This window comes from Micromonospora sp. NPDC048898 (assembly GCF_043198035.1).
Lineage (GTDB): Bacteria > Actinomycetota > Actinomycetes > Mycobacteriales > Micromonosporaceae > Micromonospora.
In genome coordinates, this window is the sequence record NZ_JBICUF010000006.1 from 360,449 (window position 1) to 373,036 (window position 12,588).

At 69.7% G+C, this 12,588-nt stretch carries 14 protein-coding genes and 1 pseudogene; 7 read left to right on the forward strand and 8 right to left on the reverse strand.

Annotated elements, in window-relative coordinates; translation table 11 throughout:
- Position 1: 1 nt before the first annotated feature.
- From ACGFIQ_RS19495 to ACGFIQ_RS19520, 6 genes are read left to right on the forward strand one after another with little or no spacing between them, the layout of a single operon-like run.
- Positions 2 to 1,591 carry an ABC transporter substrate-binding protein gene (locus tag ACGFIQ_RS19495; protein WP_393245468.1) on the forward strand — a complete coding sequence of 530 codons (1,590 nt, stop codon included), beginning with the start codon at positions 2 to 4 and terminating at the stop codon, positions 1,589 to 1,591.
- Positions 1,561 to 2,580, forward strand: a complete 1,020-nt coding sequence (locus tag ACGFIQ_RS19500) for an ABC transporter permease (RefSeq protein ID WP_393245366.1) — start codon at positions 1,561 to 1,563, stop codon at positions 2,578 to 2,580. Before ACGFIQ_RS19495 ends, ACGFIQ_RS19500 begins: the two co-directional genes overlap by 31 nt.
- Positions 2,573 to 3,451, forward strand: a complete 879-nt coding sequence (locus ACGFIQ_RS19505; protein WP_393245367.1) for an ABC transporter permease — start codon at positions 2,573 to 2,575, stop codon at positions 3,449 to 3,451. The genes ACGFIQ_RS19500 and ACGFIQ_RS19505 overlap by 8 nt, the downstream gene beginning before the upstream one ends.
- Positions 3,448 to 4,452 (forward strand): ABC transporter ATP-binding protein, encoded by a 1,005-nt coding sequence (locus tag ACGFIQ_RS19510; RefSeq protein ID WP_393245369.1) that lies wholly within the window; start codon positions 3,448 to 3,450, stop codon positions 4,450 to 4,452. Before ACGFIQ_RS19505 ends, ACGFIQ_RS19510 begins: the two co-directional genes overlap by 4 nt.
- A complete protein-coding gene (locus ACGFIQ_RS19515) occupies positions 4,449 to 5,126 on the forward strand; it encodes an ABC transporter ATP-binding protein (RefSeq protein ID WP_393245371.1) in 678 nt (225 codons plus the stop codon). The genes ACGFIQ_RS19510 and ACGFIQ_RS19515 overlap by 4 nt, the downstream gene beginning before the upstream one ends.
- Positions 5,127 to 5,174: 48 nt before the next feature.
- A complete protein-coding gene (locus tag ACGFIQ_RS19520) occupies positions 5,175 to 5,549 on the forward strand; it encodes a hypothetical protein (RefSeq protein ID WP_393245373.1) in 375 nt (124 codons plus the stop codon).
- A 127-nt stretch (positions 5,550 to 5,676) separates the two neighbouring features.
- Here ACGFIQ_RS19520 and ACGFIQ_RS19525 read toward each other — a convergent pair whose 3' ends face one another.
- The 4 genes from ACGFIQ_RS19525 to ACGFIQ_RS19540 all read right to left on the reverse strand — a co-directional run bounded on the left by ACGFIQ_RS19525 (position 5,677) and on the right by ACGFIQ_RS19540 (position 8,009).
- Positions 5,677 to 6,180 (reverse strand): hypothetical protein, encoded by a 504-nt coding sequence (locus ACGFIQ_RS19525; protein ID WP_393245375.1) that lies wholly within the window; start codon positions 6,178 to 6,180, stop codon positions 5,677 to 5,679.
- Between the two features lie 473 nt (positions 6,181 to 6,653).
- On the reverse strand, positions 6,654 to 7,514 hold the full coding sequence (locus ACGFIQ_RS19530) for an alpha/beta fold hydrolase (protein ID WP_393245377.1): 861 nt from the start codon (positions 7,512 to 7,514) through the stop codon (positions 6,654 to 6,656).
- 106 nt (positions 7,515 to 7,620) lie between these two features.
- The gene (locus ACGFIQ_RS19535) at positions 7,621 to 7,794 is read right to left on the reverse strand and encodes a hypothetical protein (protein ID WP_393245379.1); all 174 of its coding nucleotides are present in this window, start codon (positions 7,792 to 7,794) and stop codon (positions 7,621 to 7,623) included.
- Entirely contained in the window at positions 7,791 to 8,009 is a 219-nt protein-coding gene (locus ACGFIQ_RS19540; protein WP_393245381.1) for a flavin reductase, read from the reverse strand. Before ACGFIQ_RS19540 ends, ACGFIQ_RS19535 begins: the two co-directional genes overlap by 4 nt.
- Positions 8,010 to 8,422: 413 nt before the next feature.
- On the opposite strand from ACGFIQ_RS19540, the gene ACGFIQ_RS19545 reads away from it, so the two are divergent.
- Positions 8,423 to 8,662 carry a GntR family transcriptional regulator gene (locus ACGFIQ_RS19545; protein ID WP_099854800.1) on the forward strand — a complete coding sequence of 80 codons (240 nt, stop codon included), beginning with the start codon at positions 8,423 to 8,425 and terminating at the stop codon, positions 8,660 to 8,662.
- A 728-nt stretch (positions 8,663 to 9,390) separates the two neighbouring features.
- Here ACGFIQ_RS19545 and ACGFIQ_RS19550 read toward each other — a convergent pair.
- The 4 genes and pseudogenes from ACGFIQ_RS19550 to ACGFIQ_RS19565 all read right to left on the reverse strand — a co-directional run.
- Positions 9,391 to 9,967 (reverse strand): annotated as a pseudogene (locus tag ACGFIQ_RS19550) (transposase); the annotation flags it as partial.
- The gene (locus ACGFIQ_RS19555) at positions 9,924 to 10,103 is read right to left on the reverse strand and encodes a hypothetical protein (RefSeq protein ID WP_393245383.1); all 180 of its coding nucleotides are present in this window, start codon (positions 10,101 to 10,103) and stop codon (positions 9,924 to 9,926) included. The pseudogene ACGFIQ_RS19550 and the gene ACGFIQ_RS19555, both read right to left, overlap by 44 nt.
- 972 nt (positions 10,104 to 11,075) lie before the next feature.
- Positions 11,076 to 11,387, reverse strand: a complete 312-nt coding sequence (locus ACGFIQ_RS19560; protein WP_393245385.1) for a hypothetical protein — start codon at positions 11,385 to 11,387, stop codon at positions 11,076 to 11,078.
- A gap of 187 nt (positions 11,388 to 11,574) precedes the next feature.
- Positions 11,575 to 12,567, reverse strand: coding sequence for a zinc-dependent alcohol dehydrogenase family protein (locus ACGFIQ_RS19565; protein ID WP_393245387.1), 993 nt, complete (start codon positions 12,565 to 12,567; stop codon positions 11,575 to 11,577).
- Positions 12,568 to 12,588 lie beyond the last annotated feature (21 nt).

Genomic DNA, 12,588 nt, shown 5'->3' on the forward strand with positions numbered 1-12,588 from the left:
GATGCGTCCGACCCTCCGACGTCTGGTGGCGTCGACCGCGGCGGCGGGGATGCTCGTCCTCGCCGGCTGCTCGGCCCCGGCCACCCCCAACGGCTCCACCGGCGGCGCGACGCTTGTCGTCGCCACCTCCGACGAGCCGGACGCGTTGAACCCGGTGCTCAACTACGGCGTCGACGGCGCCGCACTGATCTTCGACGGCCTCCTCAGCCGGGACAACGACAACCGCCTCGTCGCCGGTCTGGCCACGGCGTTGCCGGAGCTGTCCCCCGATGGGCGCACCGTGACCGCGAAACTCCGCGACGGCGTGCGGTTCCACGACGGCACCACGCTGGCCGCCCAGGACGTCGTCTTCACATACCAGGCCGTGCTGGATCCGGCTGTCGACTCGACGCTCCGCTCCGACCTGGACATGGTGGAGTCGGTGACCGCGCCCGACGCCGCCACTGTCGTGTTCCGGCTGCGCCACCCGTACGCGCCCTTCCTGCAACGGCTCACCCTCGGCATCGTGCCGGCCAAGCTGCTCGGCGGGCAGAACATCAACACCGCCGGGTTCAACCGCAAGCCGATCGGGACCGGGCCGTACCGGGTCGAGTCCTGGACGCCGGGCGACCGCCTGGTGCTCACGGCCAACGAGCACTACTTCGGTGGCCGGCCGAAGAACGACCGGGTGGTGGTCGCGTTCGTCGCCGACGACAACGTCCGCGCCCAGCGGATGCGGGCCGGCGAGTTCGACGCCGCCGAGCTGCCGCCGAAGCTCGCCTCCGGGTTCGACACCGACGCCACGTACCGGGTGCAGCGCGTGCCGACCGCCGACTACCGCGGCGTCATGCTGCCGACGGGCAACCCGGTCCTCGCCGACCCCGCGGTCCGCCGGGCGCTCAACCTGGCCGTCGACCGGGCCGCGATGGTGTCCGGGCTCCTCGGTGGCGCCGGCGAACCGGCGTTCGGCCCGATCCCCCCGACCTCCGAGTTCGCCGACCCCTCGATCATCGGCAGGCCCACCGCCGACCCGACGGCGGCCGGAGCACTGCTCGACGCGGCCGGCTGGACACCGGGCCCCGGCGGGGTACGCGTCAAGGACGGCCGACCGGCCCGGTTCACGCTGATGTACCCGGCGAGCGACACGCTCCGCAAGGACCTGGCCCTCGCCGTCACCGCCGACGCGAAGAAGATCGGCATCGAGGTGACCCCGGCCGGGCTGACCTGGGACGCCATCGACCCGCGGATGAAGTCCGACGCCCTACTGATGGGGTACGGGACGCCGTACGACCCGGACTTCGTCTCGTACAAGCTGTTCGGCTCACGGTTCGCCGGGCAGGGCTACTTCAACCCCGGCTCGTACCGCTCCGAGGTGACCGACCGGGCCCTGCAACAGGGCCGCGACCAGATCGATCCGGCCCTGCGCAAGGCCGCGTACGCGCAGTTCCAGAAGCAGCTCGCCGCCGACGTACCGTGGCTGTTCCTCACCTACCTGCGGCACACCTACGTGCTGAAGTCCTCGGTGCGGGGCGTGGCTCCCCGGGTGGAGGCGCACGAACACGGGGTGGCGAACAGCCTCTGGTGGAACATCGACACCTGGACCCGGTCGTGACCCGCTCCGGTCGCCTGGCCGGAGCCGGCGCGGTGGTCCGGCGTCGGCTGCTGGTCGCCGTGCCGGTGCTCGCCGCAACAAGCGTCGGGATGTTCGCCCTCGGCGCCGCGTCGCCGGTCGACCCCGCGAAGCAGTACGCGGGCGCGGCGGCCTTCACCGCCAGCGAGGAGAACCTGGCACAGCTGCGCGCCAACTGGGGCGTCGACGACCCCCTGCCGGTGCAGTACCTGCGCTGGGTCGGCAACCTGGTCCAGGGCGACCTGGGCTGGTCGACAAGTCGACACGAGCCGGTCGCCTCGGTGCTCGCCGCCCGGGCCGGCTGGACGCTGTTGCTGATCGGCGTGACCCTCGCCCTCGTCCTGGTCGCGAGCCTGCTGCTGGGCGCGCTGGCCGCGTACCGCAGGGGTGGGCTCTTCGACCGTGCGTTGCGGACGGCGGCCTACGCGGTCGAGTCGATGCCGGTGTTCTGGCTGGGCCTGGCCGCGATCGCCGTGTTCGCGCTGGCCCTGGGATGGTTGCCGGCGGGCGGCCTCACCGACGTCACCGCGACAAGCACCTCCTGGTCCGACGTGGCGCACCACCTGATCCTGCCGGTCGGGGTGCTGGCCGTGTCCCAGGCGCCATGGTTCGTGCTGTTCGTCCGGGACGCGGTCGCGGAGAGCCTGCGCGACGACCACGTGCTCGCCGCGCGGGCGCGCGGTCTGCCCGGTCGGACGGTGCTGTTCGGGCACGCGCTGCGGACCGCGCTGCTGCCGTTCCTCACCCTGGTCGGCACCCACCTGCCCGAGCTGGTCGGCGGCGCGGTGCTCGTCGAAACGGTCTTCTCGCTGCCGGGCCTCGGCGCCGTCACGGTCGCCGCGGCGCTGGGCAGCGACTTCCCGCTGCTGGCGGCGATCACGCTTGTCACCACCGCGGTGGTGCTGGCCGCGAACCTCGCGACCGACCTCGCCTACGCCGCCGCCGACCCGAGGGTACGACTCGATGGCTGACCTCGCCGCCCGACCGCCGCTGCTCCGAATCACCCGACTGCGGCTGCGGCCCGGCCAGGCCGGTGTCGTCACGGCCGGCCTCGTGCTCCTCGTCGCCGTCGTCGGCTCGCTGCTCGCCCCGCTCGTCTGGCCACTCGACCAGAGCGCGGTCGCGCTGGACCAGACCCGCCTGTCACCGTCCTGGGCCCACCCCGCCGGCACCGACGACCTGGGCCGGGACGTGGCGCATCGGGCCGTCTACGGGCTGCGGGTGTCGCTGCTCGTCGGCGCGACCGCCGCGCTCGTCGCCACAGTCCTCGGCGGTGTGGTCGGCGGGATCGCCGGCACGCTCGGTGGCCGGGTGGACCGCGTCCTGATGCGGATCGTGGACACCATCGCCGCGATGCCGCACCTGCTGCTGGGCATCTTCATCGTCGCCATGCTGCGTCCCAGCCTCGGTGCCGTGATCGCCTCCGTCGGGCTCACCCACTGGCTGTCCACCGCCCGCATCGTCCGGTCCGAGTTGCTGAGCCTTCGGACCCGACCGTTCATCGACGCCGCCATCGGCGGCGGAGCGGGCCGCCTGCGGGTCCTCAGGCGACACCTGTTGCCGCACGTCCTGCCCCGGCTGGCGCTGGCCACCACCCTGATGATCCCGCACGCGGTGTGGCACGAGACCGCCCTGTCCTTCCTCGGTCTCGGCCTGCCGCCGCACCTCGCCTCGCTGGGCAACATGATCAACGACGGTCAGGGGTCGCTGCTGACCGGCGCCTGGTGGGCCAGCCTGGCACCGGGCGCGGTCATCGTCGTCGTCACCCTCGCCATCGCGGTCCTCGCCGCCCGCTGGCGCGACCGCCTCGATCCCCGGGTCCGAGCGGAGCTGCACCTGTGACCACCACCGAATCCGTTCCCGCCCCGGCGTCGTCCCGCGCCGCCACGCGTCAGCCGCTGCTCGCCGTGGACGGCCTCGGCGTCGAGTTCCGACTCCGCGACGCGCGCGTGCGTGCCGTCAGCGACCTCAGCCTCACCGTCCGGGCCGGCGAACTGGTGGCCATCGTGGGCGAGTCCGGCTGCGGCAAGTCCGTCCTGGCCCACGCCCTGCTCGGCCTCCTGCCGGGCAACGCCACGACGACCGGCCACGCCCTGCTGCACCACCCCGGCGCCGAGCCGGTCGACCTGGTCACCTGCGGCCAGCGCCACCTGGCCCGGAGGGTACGCGGGCGCCGGGTCGGGTTGGTCCCGCAGAGCCCGGCCACCGCCCTGAACCCGGTCCGTACCGGACGGCGACTGCTCGCCGAGACGCTGCGGGCGCACGGCCGCGACCGTGCCGACGCCGACCGGCTCGCGGTCGATGTCGGGCTCGATCCGGCCGACCTGGACCGCTACCCGCACGAGTTGTCCGGCGGCATGGCACAACGCCTGGTCACCGCGCTCGCGCTGGCACCCGACCCGTCGCTGCTCATCGCCGACGAGCCCACCACCGGGCTGGACCGGCCCCTTGTCGACCACACCCTCGACCTGCTGCGCCGCCGCTGCGACAACGGCTCGACCGTCGTGCTCATCACGCACGACCTGGCCGCCGCACGCCGGGTCGCCGACACCGTCGCCGTGATGTACGCCAGCCGCATCGTGGAGCACCGGGACACCGACGAACTCTTCACCACGCCAGCCCACCCGTACGCGTCGGCGCTGCTCGACGCCCTGCCGGACCGGGCCTTCCGTCCGGTGCCGGGCGACCCGCCGATGCTCACCGCGCTGCCCCCGGGGTGCGCGTTCGCGCCCCGCTGCCCACGCCGCACCGACACCTGCGCGGACCGACCACTGCCGACACCTGTCACCGGCGGCGGCACGGTAGCCTGCCACCACCCGATCGTCGCCGGAGCCATCACGTGACAAGCACGCACCTCCTCGCCGACCGGGTGACCGTCGGGTACGGCAGTCAGGTCGTCCTCGACGACGTCAGCCTGCGGATCGACCGGGGCGAGACGGTCGGACTGCGCGGGCCGTCCGGCTGCGGCAAGTCGACACTGGTCCGGGTCCTCGCCCTCCTGCACCGCCCCGACCACGGCCGGGTCAGCATCGACGGCACCCCGGTCGCCGCCGTCCGGTACGCCGTGCCGGTCGCCCTACGAACCCGCGTCGCCGCCCTCTTCCAGAGCCCGCGCGCCGCCGCCGACCCCCGCCTGAGCCTCACCGACCTGATCGCCGAACCGCTGCGCGCCACCCGGACGCCCGAGTCGGTCGTCCGGGAACGGGTGACCGAACTCGCCGACCTCGTCGGCCTCACCGCGGACCTGCGCGGTCGGCGTCCCCACGCGGTCTCCGACGGGCAACTGCAACGCGCCTGCCTCGCCCGGGCCCTCGTGCACCGCCCCGACTACCTGCTCTGCGACGAGGCCACCGCGATGCTCGACGCCTCCACCCAGGCGCACGTCGCCGCCGTCATCCGCGACTATCAGCGGACGCAGCGCGCCGGTGTCCTGGTCATCACCCACGACCAGACCCTGCTGGACCGCTGGAGCGACCGGATCGTCGACCTGGCCGGAGCAGCGCGGGCACGCACCTGACGCTGCGAGATCGGCCATGATGGCGCTGTGGAAAACAGGCTCTTTGACGTGACCAAGGACGAACGGCGGGCCGCGGTGAAGGCGTTCCGTCAGCTCCCGAGCGGAGAGCGACGGGAGGCGATCCGCAGGGCCGGCCACGGGAATCGGCACCCGGACCCTGCGGTGGCCGGGATCGTCGAGCAATGGTCACGAGCCGTGCTGCGCCGCGCGTGGTGGAACAAGATTCCGGGCTGGACGCAGCCCACGGCATGTTTGGCGGTCATGGCGCTCGGGTCGTGGCTCGGCGCGGGAGTTGTCGTCATCCCTGGCGGCGCCGTCGCGCTCATGATCGGCCTCATGGAATGGAACACCAGCCGGGCAGCGCGAGCGGTGGTGAACGCGGCGAAGCCTGACGTCAGCACCGACCGGGCGCTATCCGCTTGAGCGAGGGTGGGCTACCACGACGGCACCGCGGATCAGATCAGACACCGTGCGATGGGCGGCAGTGCTGGTTCGCCCCACTGCGGCTCCTGGCTACGCTGTCCGCACTGGCCACTCGGGAGCGGCAGTGTCACCCGACGTCGGGGGAAACCCGCCGAGCGCGGGAGTCGGGACGGCCAGCGAGGATGCCGGCGAGGATCTCCGCGCCGTCGACGACCCGCGGGCCGGGGCGGTTGAAGTAAGCAGGCCCGTCGACCACCCACACCTGCCCCTGACGAACCGCGGGCAGGTCCGCCCAGCCAGGTTGCGCCGCCGCCACCGACACCTCGGCGAAGGTGCGCTCCGGCGTGAACCCGCACGGCCCGAACACCACCACCTCGGGAGCCAGGTCGGCGACCACCGACCACCGGTGCGGGGTGCTGTGCGCGCCCGGCCCGAGCAGCAGCGACCGCCCACCCGCGTACGCGATCTGCTCCGGCACCCAGTGCCCGCCCGGCATCAACGGGTCGAGCCACTCGACGAACAGCACCGTCGGCGCGCCGGTCACCGGTCCCGGCAACGCGGCGAGGCGACGCCCGGCGTCGGCGCGGATCTCCGCCGCCCTGCCCTCGGTGCCGGTCAGCGGCCACGGCATCGACCGTGTCCAGGATGCCGTCGATGGTCCGCGCCTCCAGGGACACCACCCTGGTGTCGAGATCAATCAGACGCACCGCGTCGTTGACCCGCTCGTAGGAGACCGCACACACATCGCACAGATCCTGGGTCAGGATCAGATCCGGCTTCAGGTCCTCCAACATGGCGACGTCGAGCTGGTAGATCGACGACCCCCGGTGCGCGTCACCGGCGATCGCCGCCGAGATCTCCCGGCTCGTCAGGGCCTCGGGCAGGGACGTCGCGGTCACCGCCGGGATGTCGGCCAGCGCCCCCGGCGGCCAGTCACACTCATGGGTACGCCCGACCAGATGCCCGGTCAGGCCAAGCATGGCCACGATGTCGGTGGCCGCCGGCAGCAGGGAAACGATGCGCACAACCGCCTGCCTACCAGGCACGACCGAGCCACGTCCACTCCCCGGCAGCGCGACCACGGATGCGGGCCGGCGGCAACGGTCAGGCGAGGAAGCGGTGTAGCACGCCTGTCAGGTCGTCGGGGTTTTCCTCGGCGACATGATGTCCGGACCGGATCGGTTCGCCGCGTAGGTCCACGACCCAGGGCCGCCAGACGGCGAGTGGGTCACCATAGAGATCTTCCATGTCGTCACCTGTCGACCACAGGAACAACGTCGGACAACGGACGGTACGGCCGGCACGCCGGTCGGCCTCCTCATGCTCCCGATCCACGCCGAGGCCGGCGCGGTAGTCCTCCAACATCGCCCGCACGGTCGCCTGATCGTGGATGGCCTCCCGCAGCTCCCGATAGTTCTCGGCCCCCATCCGCTCGGGGTCGGCACTGTCGTACCAGGCGTCGGGATCGGCCATGATGGCACGCTCCGGTTTCTCCGGCTGGGCGAAGAAGAACCAGTGGTACCAGTCCCGAGCGAACCTCGCGTCGCATCGGGCGAGGGCCGCGCTGATGGGCACACCGTCCATGACCACCAGCCGGCTGACCGCGTCGGGGTGATCGAGCGCCAGACGTAACGCCACATAGCAACCGCGGTCGTGCCCGACCGCGGCGAACGTCGGATGGCCGAGCGCGTTCATCAGACGGAGCATGTCCCCGGCCACCGCGCGCTTGGACTGCTGGGAGTGGTCGGGGCGGATCCGCGCCTTTCCCGACTGCCCGTAGCCGCGCATGTCCGGGCAGACCACCGTGAAGCCGAGATCCACCAGTCGCGGTGCGACCAGGTGCCACGTCGATCCGGTACGCGGATGCCCGTGGACGAGCAGGACCGCAGGACCCTGTCCGGCGTACCGGACCCGCAGCTCCACCTCACCGACGTCGACCCGCTCGTCTGTAAAACCCTCGAACATGGGCAGGGGGTACCCAGCGCCTCCTGCCTGCAACCTCTTGCTGGCGCGCTTGTCGGCTCGGTGCGGCTGGCACGGTTGCTGTGCTTCGCTGCTGCACTGCTTGGCGTCAGATCAGCCGTTGGATGCGGACCTTCGGGCGCTCGTTCCTGAGGTGGCCGTGCTTGTGTTGACGGACCTGCTCGTCCCAGACCTCCTGGTCGTAGTCCGGGTCCGGCGGGATCCACCTGTGCGAGCCGTCGCTGTAGTGGAACTTCTCGTCACCCGACCGCAGGATGCTCATCGGGTCCAGCCGAGGAATCGGTAGTGCAGATGGCCGGCGGGAACGTGGGCCAGGTCCTGGACGGCGTCGACGAGTTGAGCGGCCAGGTAGATGGCCAGGGACACCGGGGCTCGTTCGTACTCGGCTCGCAGCTCGCGGCGTCGGGTATGGCAGGGCCACTCCCCCGCACAGCCCCGGCACGTCCAGGCCGGCTTGATCGGGTGGTGAGTAATCACTGCGGGCCGTCCTGGCTGGGCCAGTGGCCACGGTTGATCGGGATGCGGTGGCGGCTCCGGCATGGCAGATCGCCCCCGCAGCGGCAGACGCGCCGCCAATGTCGCCAGGACCAGACTGGCCGGTGACGGCGGGCCAGCGTCAGCGCTACGGCCAGGAGGTACTCGTCGTACGACACTCGCTTCACCGGTTCGTCTCGCCTGCTAGCCAGGGTCTGCCCTGTCGTTGCCAAAGGGAGCAATGCCGTCTCCTTGTGCCGGAGCGATCTGGAGGCGTGGATGCCCGAACGCGGGGGACGCGCCGAACATCCACGCCGGCGAGGACGGCCCGCAGCGCCAACCGAGGGAATCGACCTCCTCGGCAACCTCCCACAGGTACCGTTGGGTAGTCAAGGGCTGACGTAGGTGGTCTACTCGTGTTGCCAACCGAGGAGAGCCACGTGCCGCCGCGTTACCGCTACGAGCAGATCGCCGACGACCTCGCCGAACGCATCAAGTCCGGCGAGTTCCAGCCCGGTTCCAAGCTGCCCAGCCGGCGAGAGTTGATCGAGCACTACGGTGTAACAGAGCCCGTGATCGATCGAGCCATGCAGGTACTACGGATCAAGGGGATGACCGAGACCCTGCCCGGCGTAGGAGTTTTCGTCGCCGAATAGCCGCGGTTCGGACTGCCGTCGGACCCTTCGAACCATCGACCGACCAGGCACCAATCACGATGAGTCGCGAACCCGACTGTTGCAGCCTGCAGCTATGGCATCACGCTTAGCCTCCTAAGCGTGGCGGGCCGGAGAACAACCAGAACGGACAGACTGGTCATCGGTGGCGTCATCGCCGGAATCGCGGCAGCGTTCTTCGCCGGGGAGCAAGCGCGGTACGGGTGGTTCACAGTCCTCGCCGCACTCCTGCCGTACATCGCGTTCGTTGCACCGCTCCAATGTCGAGAGCCGGTCCGCAAGGATGGCAGTCCTTGTCGAAACGCAGGCTGGGGTGTGCTCGTTGGATGCCACACACATCGCCTTTTCAAGATGAGACGAGTCTTCAGCAGGACGACCGTGGCTGCCTCTCGTCAACCATCACGAGTCCAACGCGTCCCCTCACACTCAGCCCCTCCGACAGCAGAGCCGCCCGGCATGCTGGGGCTGGCCCGCAAAGTGTACGAGGGAACGACGCTCGCCATGACCATCCTTGGAACGATCGCTGGCTGGATTGCTCTCTTCAAACCAGAGGGCGGCTAGAACCAGAGAGTGCAGGGCCACACCTCACTGGGCGTTGACCTTCCCCAGGCGACCGGGCTGTCGGGATCGCACATTCATAGAGCATTGACCTGCAAGAACGCTTGGCACTGTCGATCGTCGCTGGTCGCGCCTAGGGCCTGTCCTGTCGATCATGGAAGCCAGGTGATGGCGGCGATCAGGACGAGGCTGGCCCGGTAGAGGGATGCCCGTTTGGCGTAGCGGCTGGCTAGGTCGCGCCGCTGTTGGAGCCTGTTGAAGCAGCGTTCCACGACGTTGCGTTTGCGGTAGATCGCCTTGTCGAAGGCCGGTGGGCGCCCACCGACGCTGCCCTTGGCGGCCCGGCGGGCGACCTGGTCCGTGCGTTCAGGAATGACGTGCCGGATCCCACGGTGCTGCAGCGCTCTACGGGTTGCGTCGTGCGCGTACCCCTTGTCCGCGATGAGCACTTCGGGGCGCTTGCGGGGCCGTCCGGGGCCGGGCTCGTTGACCCGGATCGCGTCCAGCAGCGCCATCAGTTGCGGGTTGTCGCCGGCTTGGCGCCCGGCAAACGGGTGCACACTCGGAGTTTCGACCGGGCCCGCCCCCATCAGGGTGCCGCCGTCCGGCGGTGTTGCTGCCAGCGTTGCTGTCGACAGCCGCTCCATCGGCGACCCCGGGCCGACCCTCGCCAGGGGATGCGGCGTCAAGCTTCCGGCTGCTGCCAAGCGATGGCGGCCAGCGTCGAGGTGCAGGTGTCGACCGTCGTCGCTTGCCGTTCGAAGCTGACGCGCATCAACGCTCGCGTTGTCTTCTTGCTGTCCCGCCGCCCGGACGCCCCGCTTACCTGCGTCACCGTCGCGCGTCCGCAGACCGGCGCGAACATTGGCGTTGGCTAGCCGTCCGCTACGAACTCGCTGCTCATCTTCAAGCCACGCTCGACCTGATCGAAACCAGAGACTGGTTACACGCCGTCCATGACGACCAGAATCCAAGAGACAGAGCCTAGCAGCTTTCCGCTAACGTCAATGCCCTCTGCGGGCCGGCGTTGACCCAACGCGGGACATTGGCCGGGCACGTAATTCGACCTCCCTAACTGTCAACTACTCGACCGCAACGGCTTCCAAGAGACGCGCAGTGCCGATGTAAGGTTCTTTACTCTCACTACCCGTTCCCTTCCGGGTCGAATATTGTTGTCATCCCGGCAGGAGATTCAGTGATTATGGGTCCGACAGAAGGATCTCGCGCCCCACCACCCGACCCCAGGGAGAGAGCATTGTTTAAGAAGCTAGGCGTCCTCGCTGCTGCCGTCAGCGCAACCATGTTAAGCGCCCTCGGATTGGTGGTCACTCCTGCAATCGCAGGCACCTGCGGGACACCTGGGTGCGGCGGCGTTGTCACCAACAACAGCAGCACCAATCATTCAATCAAAGTTGCGAACTGCTGGCCGAGCAGCTTTCCATCCGTCTACGAAGGCGATCCGCTCCCGTGCGTAAAGAGTCCTGACAACCGATATGCACGTAATGCCGATTTCCAGCTTCCCGTCGGATCAAGCACCATCAACTACTCATACTACTACGACACTGACGCATTTCGCGTTTACAAAGGCTGCCGAGTTAACTGGAAATATGAGGGCACCTCTAGCACGCATTCGGTAGATCGACGCGGCCACAGCAAGAGTCAGTGGGTTCGAATTAACGGAATCGCTCGGGCGAAGATTGAAAGCATCTACTGCCAATAGCGGATCAGCATTCGAAGCCCGCCTGACAGCTACGTAGCCCTTGACCTGGATGCCGGTGCCCGTCATCGCCCATGCTTGTTCGACGATGTCCGAACCGACCGACCGTCACTCAGTTGGTCACCAGGCGGGCAAGTCGCCTGATCCCCAACCGCTGGATCGATTTACCGAACGCCAAGCGTCGAAGGCCCAACTGAGGTCGGCCGTGTCCGCGCTGATGAAGACCGTTTCCAAGTACCTACTGTCGGTGAAGTTGTAGCCGTAGAGGACGAACTTGACGTGGACATCTTGGCGATAGAGCCAGGCGGCACGATGGCCGACCCCGTCTCGGCCGCCCTCACCCACCCTGCCTGCCGGGTCCGGCGGCAGTTCGGCATCGAGCGAGGCGATGATGTCGGCCCCATCGGCGCACCGCCAGGGACGTCCTGGCACGACGCGCATTGTGCGGCCAGGCGCACGCCACGTTGCGGCACCGTCCCGCGCCCAAGCATCGGAGAGTTCGATCGACCAACCATCGCCCAGTGACCTACGCACGGCCCAAGTGTGACGCGCGGCTGACCTTCCTCGATCGGTCGCGGGGGACGAAGGTGACCTCTTCGGTGTGAACGAAGGGCTCGGCTCAACCGGCGACGTTCACGACCACCTTGCCCTCGGCGGTGCCGCTGGCGACCAGCCGGTGGGCGTCCATGACCGTGTCGAGCGTGAACGTGCGTGGATCCAGTCGCGGGCGCAACGCACCGGCATCGGCCAGCGTCGCGATCTCGCGCAGGATCTCGCCGTGGTGCTCGCGGCCCCGCCCGGTGAGCATCGGCAGCAGGGTGAACACCCCGGAGTAGGTCGCTCCCCGGAACGACAGCGGGGCGAGCGAGTGCGACCCCCAACCCAGCGCGCTGACGACGTGCCCGTGATAGGTGCGCACCGCCGCGAACGACGCGTCGAGCGTCGAGCCACCGACGTTGTCGGCGATGATGTCGAACCCCTCGCCGCCGGTGTACCTCTGCACGTACTCCTCGACACTCGTCGAGGAGTAGTCGATTGGCACGGCGCCCAGGCTCTCGATGACCCGCAGGCTCGCCGGCCCGCCCGTGGCGTACGCCTCGGCGCCGCGCGCCTGCGCGAGCTGCACGCCCACGTAGCCGACACCACCGGCACCGCCGTGCACCAGCACCTTCTGCCCGGCGCGGACGCCGGCCCGGTCGACGAGCCCCTCCCAGGAGGTTATCGCCGCCAGTGGCAACGCGGCGGCCTCCCGCATCGAGACGGTGTTCGGCTTGCGGGCCAGCAGTCGGGCGTCCACGGCGGCGTACTCGGCGAGTGAACCCTGCAGGTCGCCCACGCCCCCGCACAGCCCGTACACCTCGTCTCCGGGCGCGAAGCCGGTCACCTCCGTGCCGACCGCCGCGACGACGCCGGCGAGGTCCAAGCCGAGCACCGCGGGAGGCTGGACGCGCGCGTGCGCGGCCTTTCCTGCCTGGATCTTGGTGTCGAGCGGGTTGACGCCGCTGGCGACGATCCGCACCAGCACCTGCCCGCGCCCGGGGGTGGGTTGATCGATCTCTTCGACCGTCAGCGGAGCGTCGAACTCCCGCAGCACCGCAGCGCGCATAACCATCCACACTCTCCGTGATCGAGT

What these genes read in the sequence shown, in the direction of transcription:
- ACGFIQ_RS19495 (WP_393245468.1), top strand. Translation starts at nt 2, where the DNA reads ATGCGTCCGACCCTCCGACGTCTGGTGGCGTCGACCGCGGCGGCGGGG.
- ACGFIQ_RS19505 (WP_393245367.1), top strand. Translation starts at nt 2,573, where the DNA reads ATGGCTGACCTCGCCGCCCGACCGCCGCTGCTCCGAATCACCCGACTG.
- ACGFIQ_RS19525 (WP_393245375.1), bottom strand. Translation starts at nt 6,180, where the DNA reads ATGCCGTGGCCGCTGACCGGCACCGAGGGCAGGGCGGCGGAGATCCGC.
- ACGFIQ_RS19530 (WP_393245377.1), bottom strand. Translation starts at nt 7,514, where the DNA reads ATGTTCGAGGGTTTTACAGACGAGCGGGTCGACGTCGGTGAGGTGGAG.
- ACGFIQ_RS19535 (WP_393245379.1), bottom strand. Translation starts at nt 7,794, where the DNA reads ATGAGCATCCTGCGGTCGGGTGACGAGAAGTTCCACTACAGCGACGGC.
- ACGFIQ_RS19555 (WP_393245383.1), bottom strand. Translation starts at nt 10,103, where the DNA reads ATGTTCGCGCCGGTCTGCGGACGCGCGACGGTGACGCAGGTAAGCGGG.
- ACGFIQ_RS19565 (WP_393245387.1), bottom strand. Translation starts at nt 12,567, where the DNA reads ATGGTTATGCGCGCTGCGGTGCTGCGGGAGTTCGACGCTCCGCTGACG.